16 protein-coding genes and 1 tRNA gene are annotated in these 17,330 nt (G+C 73.8%); 11 read left to right on the top strand and 6 right to left on the bottom strand.

Annotation, left to right across the window (positions count from 1 at the left end; genetic code table 11):
- Window positions 1-9: 9 nt before the first annotated feature.
- Entirely contained in the window at window positions 10-168 is a 159-nt protein-coding gene (locus DSM104329_RS19885; RefSeq protein WP_259311590.1) for a hypothetical protein, read from the top strand.
- Between the two features lie 247 nt (window positions 169-415).
- The gene (locus tag DSM104329_RS19880; RefSeq protein ID WP_259311589.1) at window positions 416-784 is read left to right on the top strand and encodes a hypothetical protein; all 369 of its coding nucleotides are present in this window, start codon (window positions 416-418) and stop codon (window positions 782-784) included.
- Between the two features lie 7 nt (window positions 785-791).
- Here the strand turns inward: DSM104329_RS19880 and DSM104329_RS19875 are convergent, their stop codons facing one another.
- Complete coding sequence (locus tag DSM104329_RS19875) at window positions 792-1,424, bottom strand: MOSC domain-containing protein (protein WP_259311588.1); 633 nt, start codon at window positions 1,422-1,424, stop codon at window positions 792-794.
- Window positions 1,421-2,110 (bottom strand): SDR family oxidoreductase, encoded by a 690-nt coding sequence (locus DSM104329_RS19870; RefSeq protein ID WP_259311587.1) that lies wholly within the window; start codon window positions 2,108-2,110, stop codon window positions 1,421-1,423. Before DSM104329_RS19870 ends, DSM104329_RS19875 begins: the two co-directional genes overlap by 4 nt.
- Window positions 2,111-2,138: 28 nt before the next feature.
- On the opposite strand from DSM104329_RS19870, the gene obgE reads away from it, so the two are divergent.
- From obgE to rsfS, 6 genes are read left to right on the top strand one after another with little or no spacing between them, the layout of a single operon-like run.
- Window positions 2,139-3,437, top strand: a complete 1,299-nt coding sequence (gene obgE, locus DSM104329_RS19865; protein ID WP_259311586.1) for a GTPase ObgE — start codon at window positions 2,139-2,141, stop codon at window positions 3,435-3,437.
- On the top strand, window positions 3,434-4,642 hold the full coding sequence (locus DSM104329_RS19860) for a cation:proton antiporter (RefSeq protein WP_259311585.1): 1,209 nt from the start codon (window positions 3,434-3,436) through the stop codon (window positions 4,640-4,642). The genes obgE and DSM104329_RS19860 overlap by 4 nt, the downstream gene beginning before the upstream one ends.
- A 10-nt stretch (window positions 4,643-4,652) precedes the next feature.
- Entirely contained in the window at window positions 4,653-5,726 is a 1,074-nt protein-coding gene (gene proB, locus DSM104329_RS19855) for a glutamate 5-kinase (RefSeq protein WP_259311584.1), read from the top strand.
- A gap of 14 nt (window positions 5,727-5,740) precedes the next feature.
- The gene (locus DSM104329_RS19850; RefSeq protein ID WP_259311583.1) at window positions 5,741-6,979 is read left to right on the top strand and encodes a glutamate-5-semialdehyde dehydrogenase; all 1,239 of its coding nucleotides are present in this window, start codon (window positions 5,741-5,743) and stop codon (window positions 6,977-6,979) included.
- Window positions 6,980-6,983: 4 nt separating this feature from the next.
- Window positions 6,984-7,592 (top strand): nicotinate-nucleotide adenylyltransferase, encoded by a 609-nt coding sequence (gene nadD / locus DSM104329_RS19845; RefSeq protein WP_259316239.1) that lies wholly within the window; start codon window positions 6,984-6,986, stop codon window positions 7,590-7,592.
- Window positions 7,589-7,960 (top strand): ribosome silencing factor, encoded by a 372-nt coding sequence (gene rsfS / locus DSM104329_RS19840; protein ID WP_259311582.1) that lies wholly within the window; start codon window positions 7,589-7,591, stop codon window positions 7,958-7,960. Before nadD ends, rsfS begins: the two co-directional genes overlap by 4 nt.
- Before the next feature lie 18 nt (window positions 7,961-7,978).
- Here rsfS and DSM104329_RS19835 read toward each other — a convergent pair whose 3' ends face one another.
- Complete coding sequence (locus DSM104329_RS19835) at window positions 7,979-10,150, bottom strand: pentapeptide repeat-containing protein (protein ID WP_259311581.1); 2,172 nt, start codon at window positions 10,148-10,150, stop codon at window positions 7,979-7,981.
- A 144-nt stretch (window positions 10,151-10,294) separates the two neighbouring features.
- Between DSM104329_RS19835 and DSM104329_RS19830 the strand changes: the two genes are divergently transcribed.
- From DSM104329_RS19830 to DSM104329_RS19820, 3 genes are all read left to right on the top strand, one after another.
- A complete protein-coding gene (locus DSM104329_RS19830) occupies window positions 10,295-12,235 on the top strand; it encodes a beta propeller repeat protein (RefSeq protein ID WP_259311580.1) in 1,941 nt (646 codons plus the stop codon).
- Window positions 12,236-12,353: 118 nt separating this feature from the next.
- Window positions 12,354-12,875, top strand: a complete 522-nt coding sequence (locus DSM104329_RS19825; protein WP_259311579.1) for a MarR family winged helix-turn-helix transcriptional regulator — start codon at window positions 12,354-12,356, stop codon at window positions 12,873-12,875.
- A 118-nt stretch (window positions 12,876-12,993) separates the two neighbouring features.
- Entirely contained in the window at window positions 12,994-14,484 is a 1,491-nt protein-coding gene (locus tag DSM104329_RS19820; protein WP_259311578.1) for a DHA2 family efflux MFS transporter permease subunit, read from the top strand.
- Window positions 14,485-14,609: 125 nt separating this feature from the next.
- Here DSM104329_RS19820 and DSM104329_RS19815 read toward each other — a convergent pair.
- The 3 genes from DSM104329_RS19815 to DSM104329_RS19805 all read right to left on the bottom strand — a co-directional run bounded on the left by DSM104329_RS19815 (window position 14,610) and on the right by DSM104329_RS19805 (window position 17,305).
- A tRNA-Ala gene (locus DSM104329_RS19815) sits at window positions 14,610-14,682 on the bottom strand.
- Window positions 14,683-14,756: 74 nt separating this feature from the next.
- Window positions 14,757-15,392 carry a hypothetical protein gene (locus DSM104329_RS19810; RefSeq protein ID WP_259311577.1) on the bottom strand — a complete coding sequence of 212 codons (636 nt, stop codon included), beginning with the start codon at window positions 15,390-15,392 and terminating at the stop codon, window positions 14,757-14,759.
- Between the two features lie 2 nt (window positions 15,393-15,394).
- Window positions 15,395-17,305, bottom strand: coding sequence for a GMC family oxidoreductase N-terminal domain-containing protein (locus tag DSM104329_RS19805; protein WP_259311576.1), 1,911 nt, complete (start codon window positions 17,303-17,305; stop codon window positions 15,395-15,397).
- Window positions 17,306-17,330: the final 25 nt, after the last annotated feature.

Genomic DNA, 17,330 nt, shown 5'->3' with positions numbered 1-17,330 from the left:
GGCCGATCCATGGCGGGCGACGACCCGCGGGACATCCCGAACGAGCGTGAGATCGAGGCGGCGGAGCACGAGCGCCGCCGCCTCGAGGACACGCCCGAGCCCGAGCCGAAGCTCGATCACGTGCGCCGCGCGCTTCGCCGGCACGACGAGCAGCTCCGCGAGGACTGACGCCGTCGCTGCGCCGCGCGAGGCCCAGGCCGTCGCGCGGCAGGGTCAGCCGCCTGTCGCGTCGACGGCGCCGTACGCCGTGAACGCGACAGGATCGGCGGCGACGCGACAGGATCGGCGGCGCGGCGCCGCTCGGCCGGCGATCGCCGCCGGCGCGCGGGCCGTCGTCGCAGCTCCGCTCGGCCGGCGATCGCCGCCGACGCACGGCCGTCGTCGCAGCTCCGCGACAACCCCTACGCTTGCGCGCATGAGCCCCCGCACGCTTGCCCGGACCATGGCCATCGGCCGCATCGCGATCGGGGGTGCGCTCGTCATCGCCCCCGCCGCCGTCGCGCGGCGCTGGATCGGCGCGGACGGCGACCGCGAGAGCGTCCAGGTCATGGCCCGTGCGCTCGGGGTGCGCGACCTCGTCCTCGGCCTGATCGCGCTGCACACGCTCGACCATTCCGAGGTCGGCCCGCGCTGGCAGCGGACGCTCGCCGCGTGCGACCTCGTCGACCTCACCGCGACCGTCGTCGGGCGCAACGCGCTGCCCGCCGCCGGTGCGGCCGGGACGGTGGCGCTGGCGGGCGGCGCGGCGGCGGTCGAGCTCTGGGCGGCGGGCAAGCTGGGCTGAGGCCGGCTCAGCCGACGCCGAACTGCAGCATCTCCCGCAGCTCACGGGGCAGCTCCGGCGCCTGGGCCGCGCGCGGGCGCAGCGCCGGATCGAGCAGCAGCGCGTCGGAGACCGTCGCGACCGTCACGCCGTGCTCGGGCCGGTCGAGCACCTCGACCGCGTCGCCGGCGCCGAGCTCGCCCTCCTCGAGGATCCGCAGATACGCCCCCGGGCGCGACGCCTGCGCGAAGCGCCGCAGCATCTGCGGATCGCCGAAGCGCAGGCCGAGCTTGAAGCACGGCAGCCGCGGCTGGCAGACCTCCAGCAGCACCGAGCCGATCCGCCAACGCTCGCCGATCACCGCGCCGGTGCAGTCGACGCCCTCGGTCGACAGGTTCTCGCCGAACATGCCGGGCGGCATCTCCCGCCCGAGCTCGCCCGCCCACCACGCGCGGTCCTCGCCCGCGTACGCGTAGACCGCCTTGTCGGGTCCGCCGTGGACGCGGCGGTCGACCTGCACGTCGCCGGCGAGGTTGACGCCCTCGACCCGGACGCGACCGTCGACCGGCGCCTTCACGATGCCGCTGCCCACCGGCCGGCCCCGCCGCGTCCCGATGGTCGTCGGCCCGCCGACGTTGACGGAGCGGAGGACCGCGGTCACGACGGCTGGGCCGTCGGCCGGATCAGGATCTCGTTGACGTCCACGTGCGCCGGCTGCCCCACCGCGTACATCACGGCGCGCGCGATGTCGTCGGGCCCAAGCGCCCAGTCCGCGGCACCGGAGTCGAAGAACGGCGTGTCGACCATGCCCGGCTCGATGCAGGTCACCCGGAAGGCGCCGTCGATCTCCAGGCGCAGGGACTCGGCCATCGCGGTCACCGCGTGCTTCGTCGCGCTGTAGAGGCTGCCCGGCAGCGGCCGCCGTCCCGCGACCGAGCTCGTGATGACGAGGTGCCCGCCCGACTCGCGCAGCGCCGGCAGCGAGGCGCGGATCGTGTACGCCGCGCCGAGCACGTTCGTCAGCACCATCTCGCGCCAGAGCTCCGGGCTCTCCTCGAGGAACCCGCGCCTGGCGCCGAAGCCCGCGTTGGCGAACACCACGTCGACGCTGCCGAACCGCTCGAGGCTCGCCGCGATCAGCCGCTCCTGCGCGGCGAAGTCGGTGACGTCGGTCGGCACCGCCAGCGCGCGGTCCTCGCCGCCGAGCCCCGCAGCGAGGTCCTGGAGCTTGTCGGCGCTGCGGGCGGCGAGGACCACGCGATGGCCGTCCTCGACCGCCAGCCGCGCGGTGGCCGCTCCGATGCCGGTGGAGGCGCCGGTGATGACGAAGACCCGCTGCTGTGCCATGAACCGCTCCCTAGAGTCGACCGGAGAAATGCTCTACGACAAGGCTCGCATCTTCGTGGCCGCGGGACGCGGCGGGGACGGCTCGCAGTCGTTCCGCCGCGAGGCGCACGTGCCGCGCGGCGGCCCCGACGGCGGTGACGGCGGCCGCGGCGGGGACGTGATCCTGCGCGTCGACGACTCGCTGCGCGACCTGCAGACCTTCAAGCGCACGGCCCACTACAAGGCGCCGCGCGGCACCCACGGCCAGGGCGCCAACCGCCATGGCGCCGAGGGCGCGCCGCTCGAGATCGCCGTGCCGCCCGGCACCGTCGTGACCACCGAGGACGGCATCGTGCACGACCTCGTCCGCCCCGGCCAGCGCATCGTCGTCGCCCGCGGCGGCTCGCCCGGGCGCGGCAACAAGCGCTTCGCCACCGCGACCCGGCAGGCCCCGAAGTTCGCCGAGCGCGGCCTGGCCGGGGAGGAGGCCTGGCTCGATCTGCGCCTCAAGCTGCTCGCCGACGCCGGGCTCGTCGGGCTCCCCAACGCCGGCAAGTCGTCGCTGCTCAAGCGCCTCACGCGCGCAGACCCGAAGGTCGCCGACTACCCGTTCACCACGCTCGAGCCGATTCTCGGCACCGTGGAGCGCGAGGGCCGCCAGATCGTCCTCGCGGACATCCCCGGCCTCATCGAGGGCGCCAGCGAGGGCGCCGGGCTCGGCCACGACTTCCTCGCCCACGTCGAGCGCACGCGGCTGCTGGTGCACGTGCTCGACCTCGCGCCCCTCGACGGCTCCGACCCCGGCGCCAACCACGCCGTCATCGAGGCGGAGCTCGCCGCGCACGATCCGCGCCTGGCCGCCCTGCCGCGGATCCTGGCGCTGTCGAAGGCCGACCTCGTCCCCGAGAGCCACGCACTGGAGGCCGCGGCCGGCTGGCAGGAGCGGCTGGGGGAGGATGTGGCGGTGATCGTCACCTCGAGCGCGACGGGACGCGGACTCGACGAGCTCGTCGGGCTGCTCTTCGAACGGGTGCCCGTCGAGCAGGCGGCGGCCGAGCCGCTCACGGCCGCAGCCGGCGAGGTCCTCGCCGAGCACCGCACGTTCCGCCCGGCGCCCCGGCGCGGCTTCCACGTGGAGCACGCCGGCCCCGGCACGTTCCGGGTCGTGGGGGAGGGCATCGAGCGCCTGCTGGCGCGCTACGACCCCGACAACGAGGAGGCGATGGCCTACCTCGAGCACCGCCTCACGCGGATCGGCGTGATCCGGGCGCTGCAGGACGCGGGCTTCGAGGCGGGCGACGACGTGGAGATCGGCGGCGTGGTCTTCGAGCTCGATCCGGGCGCATGATCGCCAAGGTCGACGCCACCGCGTTCCTGGTCATCGTCCTGGTCGCCGCCGCCTCTGCGGTGATCGTCGCGATGTTCGCGCGCCGTCTCGTCGTGCCGGTGGTCGTCGTCGAGCTCGTCCTCGGGATCATCGTCGGCCCGCAGGTGCTCGACCTCGCCCAGGTCGACGGGTTCACGACGTTCTTCTCGAACCTCGGCCTCGGCATGCTGTTCTTCTTCGCCGGCTACGAGATCGACTTCCAGCGCATCCGCGGCCTGCCGGTGCGTCTCGGCGGGCTCGGGTGGATCGCGTCGCTGCTCGTCGCTCACGCGTTCGCCGTGGTGCTGTGGGCAGCGGGCATGATCGACGCGCCCGTCTACGTGGCCTGTGCCATGTCGACGACGGCCATCGGCACGCTCCTGCCGATCCTGCGCGACGCCGGCGAGCTGCGTACGCCGTTCGGGACGTTCCTGCTCGCCGCCGGCGCGATCGGCGAGTTCGGTCCGATCGTGCTCATGACGATCTTCCTGTCGACCGACCAGCCGCTGCGCGAGACCGCGATCCTGCTGGCCTTCGCCGCGCTCGCGGTGGTGGCCGGCGTGCTTGCCATCAGGTCGGCCGGCCGCGGGTGGCCGGCGCTCGAGCGCACGCTGCACGCCTCCAGCCAGCTCGCGGTCCGGCTGGCGGTGCTTCTCGTCATCGCGCTCGTCGCGCTCGCCTACGAGCTCGGGCTCGACCTGCTGCTGGGCGGCTTCATGGCGGGCCTGATCTTCCGCCAGGCCGTGGGCGATCACGAGGTCGAGGTGCTCGAATCGAAGCTCACGGCCATCGGCTACGGCTTCCTGATCCCGTTCTTCTTCGTGGTCAGCGGCATGAAGTTCGATCTCGACGCGCTGCTCGGCAGCGTCACCGCCCTCGTCGAGCTGCCGCTGTTCGTGCTGCTGTTCCTCGTCGTGCGCGGCGGGCCGGTCATGGTGCTCTACCGCAATCAGCTCGACCAGCGCGCCCGCCGAGCGCTGGCATTGTTCTCGTCGGCGCAGCTGCCGCTCGTCGTCGCCATCACGGCGATCGCCGTGGACGTCGGGAAGATGGACGCCGCGACGGCCTCAGCGCTCGTCGGCGCCGGGATCCTCTCGACGCTGATCTTCCCGCTGCTCGCGCTGCGGCTGCGCGGGGACCGGCCCGGGGCGCCTGCGCCCGCCGAACCGCTGCCGGCGACGGCATGATGAGGGGCGCATGTCCCGCTTCGTGATCAAGCTCGGCTCGGCGATCGTCACCCGCGACGAGGTGATGACGGCGGTCTGCGACGAGATCGCCGGCCGCCGCGCCGCCGGCGACCAGGTCGTGCTCGTCTCCAGCGGCGCGGTCGCGCGGGGCCTCGAGGCCCTCGGCCGGCCGGTGCGCCCGACGACGATCCAGGAGATGCAGGCGGCGAGCGCGGTCGGGCAGGGCTCCCTGTTCCGCCGCTGGGACGAGCTGCTCGCCGAGCGCACGGTCCAGGCCGCCCAGGTGCTGCTGACGTCGTTCGACCTCGCCGCCCGCCAGCACTACCTCAACGCGCGTCAGACGCTCGAGACGCTGCTCGAATGGGGCGTCGTCCCGGTCGTCAACGAGAACGACACGACGGCCACCGAGGAGCTCTCGTTCTCCGACAACGACTTCCTCGCCGCGCAGGTGGCGATCCTCGTCGGCGCCGACCTCCTCGCCGTCCTCACCGACACCGAGGGCGTCTACACGGCCGACCCGCGCACGAATACGCAGGCCCGGCTCGTGCCCGAGATCGCCGGCCCGGCCGACCTCGCCGCGCTCGACATCGGCCACAACACGGGCCCGCTCGGCACCGGCGGGATGCGCTCGAAGGTCGTCGCGGCCGAGATCGCCACCGCCGGCGGCATCGAGACCGTGATCTGCAGCGGCCGGCGGCCGGAGGCGCTGCACCGGGCGCTCGACGGCGACGTCGAGGGCACCCGCTTCCACGCCGGCGGCGCCCGGTACAACTCGTTCAAGCTCTGGCTGAAGTACGCCAAGCCGAGCGCCGGCACCGTGCGCGTCGACGCCGGGGCGGCGCGGGCGCTGTGCGACAGCGGCACGTCGCTGCTGCCGGTGGGGATCGTGGCCGTGGAGGGTGCGTTCGACGCCGGCGACGCGGTGGACATCACGCGCGACGGCGAGCGCATCGGCAAGGGGATCGTCAACTACACCGCGGCGGAGCTGCGGCGGGTGGCGGGTCTGCGCTCCTCGGCCGTGCGCGAGGTGCTGCCGCGCGCGAGCGAGGAGGCGGTCCACCGCGACTACTTCGTGCTCACGTAGTCTGTTCTGACGCCATGTCCGTCAGCACCCGCACCGTCACCGACATCTGCCGCGAGGCCAAGCGCGCCGCCCGCGCGCTCGCCCAGCTCGACACCGCGTCCAAGGACGGCGCGCTCCACGCGATGGCCGACGCGCTGCTCGCCCGCACCGGCGAGGTGCTCGAGGCCAACGCGCGCGACCTCGAGGCCGGCCGTGAGGCGGGGCTGTCGAGCGCGCTGATGGACCGGCTGCGCCTCGATGAGGCGCGGGTGGCGGCGATGGCCGCCGGCGTGCGCCAGGTCGCCGCGCTGCCCGACCCGGTCGGCGAGGTCATCGACGGCCACCGGCTGCCCAACGGCCTCGACGTCCGCAAGGTGCGGGTGCCCCTCGGCGTCGTCGGCGTCGTCTACGAGGCCCGCCCGAACGTCACGATCGACGCCGCCGCCCTGTGCCTGATGTCCGGCAACGCGATCATCCTGCGCGGCTCGTCGTCCGCGGCGCACTCGAACGCGGTCCTGGCCGGGATCGCGGCCGACGCGGCGCCGGCGGGGACGGTCCAGCTGCTGTCCGGAGGCCGCGAGGAGCTCGCCGAGCTCGCCACCCAGGAGGGGCTCGTCGACCTCGTCATCCCGCGCGGCGGCGAGGGGCTGAAGGCCGCGCTGCGGGAGGTCGCCACCGTTCCGGTGATCTACGCCGCGTCGGGCAACTGCCACGTGTACGTCGACGCGAGCGCCGACCTCGACGCGGCGGTGCGCATCGCGGTCAACGCGAAGGTCCAGCGGCCGGGCGTGTGCAACGCGGCCGAGACGCTGCTCGTCCATGCCGACGCGGCGCGCGACTTCCTGCCGCGGGTCGCCGCGGCGCTGGGCGCCGAAGGGGTGCAGCTGCGCGGCGACCAGCGTGCGCGGGCGATCGCCGAGATGGGGGAGGCGTCCGACGAGGACTGGGAGACCGAGTACCTCGCGCTCGTGCTGGCCGTCGGCGTCGTCGACTCGCTCGAGGACGCGATCGACCACGTCAACCGCTTCGGCTCCGGCCACTCCGAGGCGATCGTCACCCGCGACACCGCCTCCGCGCGGGCCTTCCAGCGCGGCGTCGACGCCGCCTGCGTCTACGTCAACGCCTCGACGCGCTTCACCGACGGCGGCGAGTTCGGCATGGGCGCGGAGATCGGCAACTCGACGCAGAAGCTCCACGCGCGCGGCCCGATCGGCCTGCGCGAGCTGTGCACGTTCAAGTACCTGGTGGAGGGCGACGGGCACGTCCGGCCCTGAGCGCATCGGGATCCTCGGCGGGACGTTCAACCCGCCGCACGTCGGTCATCTCATCTGCGCCCAGGAGGCTCTGTGGCAGCTCGAGCTCGACCGCGTGCTGTTCATGCCGGTGTCCGTCCCGCCGCACAAGGAGGCCGACGACGACCCCGGCGGCGAGGTGCGCCTGGCGCTCTGCGAGGCGGCGGTGGCCGGCGACGAGCGCCTCCGCGTGTCCCGCCTGGAGCTCGACCGGCCCGGGCCGTCGTACACCGTCGATACCCTGAAGGCGATCCATGCGACGTCGCCAGGTGACGATCTGACCTTCATCGTCGGAGGGGACATGGCCGCGAGCCTCCCCGAGTGGCGGCAGCCCGAGGAGCTGCTCGAGCTCGCCGCGCTGGGCGTCGCCGAGCGCGGGGAGACCCGGCGCCGCGAGATCATGCAGCGCATCAGCGGGCTGCGGGCCGTCGATGAGCGGGTCCGCTTCTTCTCGATGCCGCGCATCGACGTCTCCTCGACCGACATCCGCGACCGGGTGCGCGCGGGCCGGCCGGTGCGCTACCTCGTACCCGACGACGTCGCGCGCCTCATCCGCGCGCGGGGGCTCTACCCGACGGAGGTGCCGATACGTTGAGCACGCCCCAGCTCACCCCCGACGTGCTCGCCGACCTCATCGCCGAGCAGGCCTCGGACAAGAAGGCCGCAGACATCGTCGTGCTCGACCTGCGCGGCGCGCTCGGCTACACGGACATGTTCGTCATCGCCACGGGCAACACGGACCGGCAGGTCAAGGCGATCCACGACGGCATCCACCGGGCGCTCAAGGACGAGCACGGCATCCTGCCGCGCCGGGTCGAGGGGCTCACCGAGTCCCGCTGGGTCCTCATGGACTACCTCGACGTGGTGGTGCACGTCTTCACGCCGGAGACGCGCGAGTACTACCGGCTCGAGCAGCTGTGGGGCGACGTGCCCTCGCGCTCGTACGAGGCGGCCGAGGTCTAGGCGCCCTGGCCGGGCGCTTCAGCGCGCTCGGCCGTTGGACGGCACCTTCGGGCAGTCGCGGTCGAGCACCTCGCCGGACGGCAGCGTCGTGTCGCACTGCACCGCCCACGTCCAGGGGATCTGCCCCGACGTGTCGGCGGGCCACCTGGCGGGCCCCTTCAGCGTCGCGTGGCTCAGGTTCGCCATGAACAGCGAGCTGGGCGCGTCGACCTCGAGCACCCCGAGATCCGCCTTGCGCAGATCGGCGTAGGCGAGGTCGACGCCGCTGTCGCGCTGGCCGTCGAAGATCGCGCCGCGGAAGGTGGCTCCGCGCATCGGCGTGCCGGCGAAGGTCGTCGACGACACGCGGGCAGTGCGGAAGTCGGCGTCCTCGAAGGTGGCCGCGCGCAGGTTGCCCTTGATCCTCCCCCCGGACAGATCGATGCCGGGCGCGGTGACGTTCGCCATGCGGACGCCCATCAGGCTCGCCCTGGGGGCCCGCACGGACCCCATCGCGGCGCCGTCCAGGACGACGCCGTCGAGGTTCGCGCGGGCGAGGATCGCACCGCTGAGGTCGGCCATCGTCATCGGCGCCGCGCCCAGATCGGCGTGCGTCAGCGCCGCGCCCGCGAAGTCGCAGTTGGCCAGAGAGGCCGTGCCCGCGATCACCGGACGGTCCGCGCAGTCGAGGTTGCCGACCCGCCCGCGTCCGGGCCCGGCCTGGAGCTGCGCGACGGTCACGTAGCTGCGCAGCGACGGGCCGGGGCGGTCGTCCGGCTGATGCTGGGTGGCGGTCAGCACGACGCGGTTGCCCGGCCTCAGCCACCGCAGGTTGCGGGCGTCGGAGATCGTCTGGGTGGGGACCGGCGTGGTGTCCCCGATGACGTTGACCGAGCGGCGGTAGATCTCCCGCGCGCGGCCGGTGGCGGCGTCGACCGCGACGATACGAACGTCCCCGGCGGTCATGTCGAACGTGCGGCGCCCGAGGTCGTTCCAGCGCACGGTCCCGGCGATCGTGACCTTGCCGTCCTCGCGATCGAGGGTGCCCTTCACCGCGACGAGCGGCGTCACCGGCTTCGGTGCCGGCTGGTCGGGGCAGCCGGTGTCGATCTCCCCGAGGTCCGTCTTCGTGTGGCACAGCGTGGCGAGCGCGAGCTCCGCGGCCTGGAAGTTGGCGCCGTCGAGCATGGCGTCGGTCAGGTCGGCCAGCCCGAAGCGCGTCCCGAACGCCACCACGTTGCGGAGGTCCGCGCCGCGCAGGGACGCCTCCTCGGCGATCATCGCCAGTCCCTCGTCGCCGCTGTAGCCCCACGTCGAGCCGTGCAAGTCGCTCTTGTCCAGGCGCGCCCGGCTGACCGACACGTTGTTCAGCGTGGAGAGGCTGAAGTCCGCGCGGACGAGGCTCGCGTGGAACATGTTGGCGCCGGACCACTCCGTGCCCGCGTCCTGGGGCTTGATGCTCTTGACGCGCTGCGCGATCAGCCCGGTCGCCTCCGCCTGGGCGAGCGACAGGTTGTCGATCGTGGCCCCGCTCATGTCGGCGCCGTTGAGGCGGCCTCCGGCGACGCTGTCGCCCGTGAGCCGGGCGCGCCGCATCGTCGCCCCGGTGAGGTCGGCCACGAGCATGCGCGTGACCTTCGACCTCGGGTAGCGGTCGGAGACGACCACGTCGTCGAGGTCGGCGCCCACGAGGTCGCACCACGACAGGTCGGCGCCCGGCGCCACGGCGATGTCCGAGCAGTCCTTGCGCCCGATGCGGTCCTGCGGCGTGACGAACGACCGGATGGTGGCGACCGTCACGTACGCCAGCGGCCACCCGGGCGTCTCCGAGTGCTGGCTCGCCGTCAGCACCACGCGGTTGCCGCGCCGGATGGCGGCCCGCTCGTCCGCGCCCGAGAACTCGAGCGTGACGTCCTTCTGCTGCGGGTGATCGGCGATGTCGGCGTACGGGTCGGCGGCCTTCAGCAGGGTGGGGGTGTGGCCGGTGGCGGAGACGGCGACCGCGCGCAGCTCCCCGATCCCCAGCTCGCGCTCGTCGCGGGCCGCGTCCTGGTTCCATGTCACGGTGGCGGTGATCTTCCCGCCGTCCCTCGTGGGCGTCAGCTTCGCGTCGTCGATGCGGACGAACGGGGCGGCCCCGTGTGCGGTCGACGGGACACCGAGCGCGACAACGGCGAAGCCGATGGCGACTGCGAACCGACGCCGGGCCATCCTGGCCCCTCGCCATCTATCTTCCATTCCGCGTAACCTACCGGCATCGTACGGATGCGATGGACCTCAACCTTGCCGGCCACCGTTGCCACGGTCGCCGCGCTGGCACTGGCAATGGCCGCCACGGCTCAGGCGGAACCCCCCGTGCCTTCCCCGTGGACGTTCACGAACTACGCCCCGCTGCTCAACGACGTGTCGTGCGCGAGCGCGGCGGCGTGCGTGGCCGTCGGCCAGCAGGGCATGGTCCTGCGCTCCACGGGCGATCCGGCGGCGCCCTTGGCCTGGTCGGGCGTCGGCCTCACCGATCCGGAGACGCTGGCGAGCGTCACCTGCAGCCGCACGCGCTGCCTGGCCGTCACGAGCGACCGCAAGGTCCCTGCGACCGCCGCATCGCGCGTGTTCCGCAGCACCGACTCCGGCGCCACCTGGACGAGCTCGGGGGTTCTCCCCGCGGCCACGCTGCCGGGCAGGACGAAGCGCACGACGCGCTCCGCGTCCGCGATCGCCTGTGATCCGGGCGGCGCGCCCGTCTGCTACGCGGCCGGCCTGACCGGCGGCGTGTGGCGCTCGGCCGACGACGGCGTCACGTGGGACGACCTGAAGCTCGATGCCGCGGGGTCGTACACGAAGCTCGCCTGCGCGTCCCGCGGCCGGTGCGTGGCGGCCGCCGGAGCGGACCTCGCCGATCCGACGACCCCCTCGGTCGCCGTGATCACGGGCACCGCGGTCGACACCAGCATCACGCCGCCCGCGCCCCGGCCCAAGTGGACCAGCCCGCTGGCCGTCGCCTGCGACAGCGCGACGCGCTGCGTCCTGACGAGCGCCGATGGGACCTTCGCGACGCTGTCGCTGCCCGACAAGGCGTGGGGCGACGTGCAGACCTTCCCGGCCAAGGCCAAGGCGTCCCCGCCGACCGTCACCGACCTCTCGTGCCCGTCCGCGAACACCTGCGTCGGCCTGGCCACCGGGCTCGTGCTCCGCACGACGACGCTGTCCTCGTCCTCGACGGCGTGGCAGCGGCGGCCGAACGGCGACGCGATCCCCTTCAACCTCAAGGCGCTCTCGTGTGCGCAGGCATCGTGCGTGACCGTCGGCGCCGGGGCGACGTGGTTCGCCAGCGCCGACGTCGGCTTCAACTGGGGTGCCGTCAACCTCGTCCCGGGCATGGACGCCGTGACCTGTGCCGGGTCGGCGCCGGGGACCTGCGTCGGCGCCGGCAAGGACTCGGTCGGCGTGGGCCGCGCGAACGGGACCCTGTGGAACGCGCCCGTCTACAAGCACTCCGGCCTGGACACGAAGTGGCTCGGCTGCTTCGACGCCGCCGGCTGCATGCAGATCGGACGTGCCGGCGCGCTCGCCACGAGCGACCTGCAGGTGTTCGACGGGTTGTTCCCGCCGACGTTCGACGTCGCCGGGGTGAGCGCGGCGGACTGCCTGAGCGCGACGCTCTGCGTCGCCGTGGTCGGCGGCGCGACGCTGACCTCCCTGGACGGTTCCAAGACGGTGTGGAGCCAGTCGTCGTTCCCGCCGGTCCTGCCGGCGGCCATGGACTGCGTGCCCGGGAAGACCGACCCGGTCACCTGCTTCGCGACGACCGCCGACGGCTACGTCCTGCGCGGGACGATGACGCTCACCGGCGACAAGCCGCGCTGGCAGTGGGTCTACACGACCGCTGACGCGGACTCCGCGCTGGCCGCGGTGGGCTGCAGCCCGGCGCCCGTGAGCTGTACCGCGGTGGGGAAGGCCGGCGAGATCTGGATCAGCGATCCGGCCGATCCGACGGCGATCAGCTGGCGCCAGCGCCAACTGCTCGACAACCTGATCGTCGACGACCGCCCCGACCTCGCGACCGTGACGTGCCCGGCGTCCGGCATCTGCCTGGCGGGCGGCGAGCACGGCGGGCTCGCCGCGGTGGCCACGACGACGAACAACTGGCAGACCTACACGTACGACGAGGTCCCGGCCCTCATCAACGGACCGTTGACGATGACCGCGGCGACCTGTGAGACGCTCGACCGCTGCCTGATCGCCGGCAGCACCGTGCTCGTCGGCACCCGCTCGCCGGGGATCGCGCCCGAGCGGTAGGCCGCCACACGCGGCGCAGCCCGCGCGCGCCCACCCGGGATGGGCCCGCGCGGGCGGTCCGACGCAGGACGGCTGCTTGCGCCGATCCGCACGCGCTGTCGATACCCTTGGGGTACAGATGGGTGCTGTTGCAACTACTTCCAAGGTCGCGGGCGGGCACGGGCAGCGTCCCGAGTGCCTGACGAGCGACCTGGGGTGGCTGCTGTCCAACGCGTCCTACGCGCTGGCCGGCGAGATCGCGCAGGCGTTCGGTCCGCTGGGCATCTCCCCGCGCGGGTTCCACGTGCTCGAGGCGGCGGCGTTCGACGGCGGCCACACGCAGAGCGAGCTCGCCGAGATGGTCGGGCTCGACAAGACCACGATGGTCGTCACGGTCGACGCGCTCGAGGCCGCCGGGCTCGCCGAGCGCCGCCCGTCCGAGACCGACCGCCGGGCTCGGGTCATCGAGGTGACCGATGCGGGGCGCGAGAAGATCGCGGAGGCCCGAGCGGTCATCAAGGCGGTTCAGGCCGACGTGCTCGGCTCGCTGCCGCCGGAGCAGGCGGAGGCGCTGCTGGAGACGCTCGCGACGCTCGTGGGCGACCGCCTCTCCGAGCGCATCCAGTGCTCGCCGCCGCTGCGGCGCCGTCAGCCGCGCTGAGCGCGCCGATCGCCGCGCCGGGCGGCGGGGATCCCTGTCACATCCTCGGCCGACGGCGGCGAGAAACTCGTTTCACAAGAACTAGTTTTGTACAAGATCATTTGCTACGGTTCCGTCCGTGACTGCTGTCGACACACCCACCCACACCTCCACGTCGCCCGACCGCTCGCGATGGGTGGCGCTCGTCGTCCTCTGCGTCGGGATGCTCATGATCATCCTCGACAGCACCGTGGTGAACGTCGCCCTCCCGGCGATCCAGGACGACCTCGGCTTCTCGCAGTCGAGCCTCGCCTGGGTGATCAACGCGTACCTGATCGCCTTCGGCGGACTGCTGCTCCTCGTCGGCCGCCTCGGCGACCTCGTCGGCCGCCGGCGCATCTTCCTCGCCGGACTCGTCGTGTTCACGCTCGCGTCTCTGCTCTGCGGCGCCGCGCAGAGCCAGGTCATGCTCGTCGTCGCGCGCCTGATCCAGGGCGTCGGCGGGGCGATGACCTCGGCCGTGATCCTCGGGATGATCGTGACGATGTTCCCGTCGGCCCGCGACCGCGCGAAGGCCATCGGCGTGTTCAGCTTCGTCGCGTCCGCGGGCGGTTCGATCGGCCTGCTCGCCGGCGGCGTCATCACCGACCTCGTCAGCTGGCACTGGATCTTCCTCATCAACGTCCCGATCGGGATCGCGACGGCGGCGCTCGCGCTGAGGGTCGTGCCCGACCAGCGCGGCCTCGGCCTCGCCGGCGGCGCTGACGCGTTCGGCGCCACCCTCATCACGGGCGCGCTCATGCTCGGCGTGTACACCATCGTGAAGGTGACCGACTACGGCTGGGCCTCGCTGCACACGCTCGGGCTCGGCGGGGTGGCGCTCGCGCTGCTCGCCGGCTTCGTCGTCCGCCAGCAACGCGCCGCGCATCCGCTCGTGCCGCTGCGGATCTTCCGGTCGCGCAACGTGTCCGGCGCCAACGCGGTCCAGCTGCTGATGGTGGCCGGTCTGTTCGGGATGTTCTTCCTCGGCACCCTGTACCTCCAGCGCGTGCTCGGGATGGACGCCATCGAGATCGGCCTGGCCTTCCTGCCGTTGTCGCTGGCGATCGGCACGCTTTCGCTCGGCTTCTCGGAGCGCCTGAACATGCGCTTCGGGCCGCGCGCGACGCTCGTCCCCGCGCTGGTGTCGATCGTGGCCGCCCTGGCGCTGTTCGCCCGGGTGCCGGTCGACGGCAGCTACTTCGCCGACGTCCTGCCGTCGATGCTGCTGCTCGGCATCGGCGCCGGCCTGGCGTTCCCATCGCTGATGACGCTCGCCATGTCCGATGCGACGCCCGAGGACTCGGGCCTGGCCTCGGGCCTCGTCAACACCAGCCAGCAGGTCGGCGGCGCGCTGGGCCTGTCGGTGCTCGCGACCCTGTCGGCGACCCGGACCGAGAGCCTGCTGTCCGCGGGCGACTCGACCTCCGCGGCGCTGACCGGCGGCTACCACCTCGCGTTCGCGATCGCCGCGGGCCTCGTGGCGGTCGGCCTGGTCATCGCGGTGACGGTCCTGCGGGCGGTCGCTCCGGCCCGCGAGCCCGCGGAGGCCGAGGCCGAGACGGCGATCGCGATGTCCGAGGCGGCGTGATCGCGCCGCCTCGGCCCGGGGCCGCCCGCGCGGACGAACACTCTGCGCGGATCCGCCGCGCTGGCGGCGGCGGTCGGCTCACGAGCCGGAACGACAGAGGCCGCGCAGTGCGCGGCCTCATGAAGTGGAGCTAGCCGGGCTCGAACCGGCGACCTTCTGGCTGCCAGCCAGACGCTCTCCCAGCTGAGCTATAGCCCCATCGGTCGCGAACATGGTAGCGAGATCGAGCTCGTCCGCCATGTTGATGGGCCGGCGCCGGTCGTTGCCCTGAACTATCTCCGCGGCAGGAACTCCGGCACGTCGAGCTCGTCGTCGCCGCCCCGTGGACGGCCGCCCCCGCCGCGCTCGGGCGTCACCGCGTCGAGCTGGCGGTTCAGCCGCCGGTGCGCCGCCGCCACGTCGCGCAGCAGCTGTTCCGCGTTGGTCCGCAACGACTTCGACAGCTGCTGCAGGTGGTCCGACGGCTCCGTGCCCTCGTCGAGCACGGAGGCCGCGACCGCCCGCGCCCCGCTGACGAGCTCGCCCGCGCGCGTCCGCGCCGCCTCGCGGGTCTCCTCGGCGTACGAGTCGGCCTCGGCTCGCAGCCGCACGGCGTCCGCCTCGGCCTGCGTTCGCAATGCCGACGCCTCGGCGGCTCCTTCCGACCGCGCGCGCTCCCCCTCCACCTGGCCCAGCGTCCGCGCCTCCGCCGCCGCCCCGGCCGCCGCCTCGCGCGCCCGCGCCACGATCTCCGCCGCCTCCTCCTCGGCCGCCCCGACCCGGTACGCCGCCGCCCGGTCGGCCTCCGCGATCCGCTCGGCCGCGCGCGCCTCGGCATCCCGGCGCAGCGACGCCGCCGCGTCCTCCGCGGCGGCCAGGATCTCGGCGACGCGCTCCGCGGCCACCCCGCTGCGGGGCTCGCCGGCCATCGTCACGCCGACAGCCGTGCGGCGAGCCGCCGCGCGTTGAGGTGCGCGAGCGCCTCGATCGAGATCATCGGGTTCACGCCCGACGCGGTCGGAAACAACGAGCCGTCGCAGACGACCAGGTCGCGGACCTCCCACGTCTCGCCGTCCGGGTTGCACGCCGACATCGCCGGCGAGCCGCCCATCCGCGCCGAGCCCATGATGTGGAACGACACGTACGCGCAGCGGCCCGACGCATACCCCGCGCGGTCGCCCGCGGCGACGAACGCATCCAGCGACCCGCCCCGCGCCGCCCGCCACTCGACGAGCTTGACGTGCGACGAGAAGATCCGCCGCGCCCCCGCGGCTTGCAGCACGCGCGCCCCGCCCGCGACGCCCGCCCGCGCATGCGCCGCGTCGTGAGGCGAGATCCGGTACTCCACGATCGGCAGGCCGTCGCGATCCACCTTGACCCGCCCCGACCCGCGGTCGCGCACGATCACCCCGACCACGCCGGTCCGCGACAGCCCGGCCACGAGCTCGGCATGCTGGCGTGCGTCGCGGAACGGCGCGAACGTCAGCAGCTGCGACGGGTTCATCGGGCCCGTCTCGTACTTGACGCCGTAGCCCGCGCCGTCAAGGTCGGCGTGCTCGTCGGAGTAGCGCGCCTGCATCGTGCCCTCCCACGGGCGCAGCTCCTCCTCGAAGACCCCGAAGACCGCGGTGACGGGGTGCAGCCGCAGCCACCGGCCGACGTTGCGGTTGGCCAGCCCGGAGCGCAGCAGCAGCGCCGGCGTCTGGATCGCCCCCGCCGCCGCCACGACCCCCCGCGACCGCACGACGACCCGGTGGCCGCCCTGCGCCGACACCGCCTCGACGCCCCGCGCCGAGCCACCCGCCACGAGCACGCGCTGCGCCCGGACGCCGACCAGCAGCCGCGCGCCCGCCGCCGCCGCATCCGCAAGCCACGTCTTCACCACCGACTGCTTCGCGCCGAGCCGGCAGCCGAAGCCGCAGCGCCCGCAGTCGACGCCCTGGTCGCAGCCGCGCACGTTGCGCGGCATCGCGTCGACATGCCAGCCGAGCGCATCGAGCCCCCGCGCCATCACCTCGTCGCGCGTGCCCGGCGTCGAGTACTCGTGCGTGACGCCGAGCCGGCGGCACACAGCGTCCAGGCTCGCGTCATACGACGCCGAGGCGAGCTCCGGGAGCCCGTGGGCCGCCCACTCGGCACGGATCGCGTCCGGCGTGCGAAAGGACGTCGTGTAGTTGACGACGGTGCCGCCGCCCAGGCACGCGCCGGCCAGCAGCCCGATGGCGCCGTCGGACGTCACGCCCGCACCGCCGTCGGCGTACAGGCGCTCGAACGCCAGGGCCTCGCCGCCGTCGAAGTCCGCGTCGTCGTAGTAGCCGCCCGCTTCGAGCACGACGACGTCGAGGCCGGCCGCCGCCAGCACGGCCGCCGCCGTCCCGCCGCCGGCGCCCGAGCCGACGACGACCACGTCGCACGTCAGCTCGGTGGGCCCGCTCACCGTGGCCGGCGCCAGCGCGCGGGGCGGCGCGTCCGGCCGCACGCCCAGCGGCCCGGGGTAGCCGATCGCCTCCCACGCCGCCGGCGCGTTCGCGTAGTACGTGACGGTCGCCGCCTTGCGCAGCGCCTGGAACGCCGCGCGCATCTGCGGCACCGGGCTGTCGGCCCAGCGGCACAGGATCCGCTCGCGGCGCTCCTGCGTCGAACTGCTGAAGCGCTGCACGTCCCAGAGCGACAGCAGCTGGGCGACGGCGCGGCGGTCGGCGTCGCGCGGGGCGCGGTCGAGGGCCCGCAGGATGGCGTCCGGCACGCCCGCCGCGGTCGCGGAGGGCAGCCCGTCAGCAGCCGGAACGAAGGTGTCGCAGATCGCGTCGAGGGCGCGTCGCTGGCGGCGCGACAGCTGCATCGGGCCGGATCCTATGCTCTGCGGT

The organism is Capillimicrobium parvum (assembly GCF_021172045.1).
Taxonomy (GTDB): domain Bacteria; phylum Actinomycetota; class Thermoleophilia; order Solirubrobacterales; family Solirubrobacteraceae; genus Capillimicrobium; species Capillimicrobium parvum.
This window is presented reverse-complemented; position numbering and strand designations above follow the sequence as displayed.

Bases quoted from the DNA above. Each gene is read 5' to 3' on its own strand.
- obgE (WP_259311586.1), top strand. From the start codon at position 2,139: ATGCTCTACGACAAGGCTCGCATCTTCGTGGCCGCGGGACGCGGCGGG.
- DSM104329_RS19805 (WP_259311576.1), bottom strand. From the start codon at position 17,305: ATGCAGCTGTCGCGCCGCCAGCGACGCGCCCTCGACGCGATCTGCGAC.
- DSM104329_RS19880 (WP_259311589.1), top strand. From the start codon at position 416: ATGAGCCCCCGCACGCTTGCCCGGACCATGGCCATCGGCCGCATCGCG.
- DSM104329_RS19810 (WP_259311577.1), bottom strand. From the start codon at position 15,392: ATGGCCGGCGAGCCCCGCAGCGGGGTGGCCGCGGAGCGCGTCGCCGAG.
- DSM104329_RS19870 (WP_259311587.1), bottom strand. From the start codon at position 2,110: ATGGCACAGCAGCGGGTCTTCGTCATCACCGGCGCCTCCACCGGCATC.
- proB (WP_259311584.1), top strand. From the start codon at position 4,653: ATGTCCCGCTTCGTGATCAAGCTCGGCTCGGCGATCGTCACCCGCGAC.
- DSM104329_RS19860 (WP_259311585.1), top strand. From the start codon at position 3,434: ATGATCGCCAAGGTCGACGCCACCGCGTTCCTGGTCATCGTCCTGGTC.
- DSM104329_RS19825 (WP_259311579.1), top strand. From the start codon at position 12,354: ATGGGTGCTGTTGCAACTACTTCCAAGGTCGCGGGCGGGCACGGGCAG.
- DSM104329_RS19850 (WP_259311583.1), top strand. From the start codon at position 5,741: ATGTCCGTCAGCACCCGCACCGTCACCGACATCTGCCGCGAGGCCAAG.
- DSM104329_RS19835 (WP_259311581.1), bottom strand. From the start codon at position 10,150: ATGGCCCGGCGTCGGTTCGCAGTCGCCATCGGCTTCGCCGTTGTCGCG.
- DSM104329_RS19885 (WP_259311590.1), top strand. From the start codon at position 10: ATGGCGGGCGACGACCCGCGGGACATCCCGAACGAGCGTGAGATCGAG.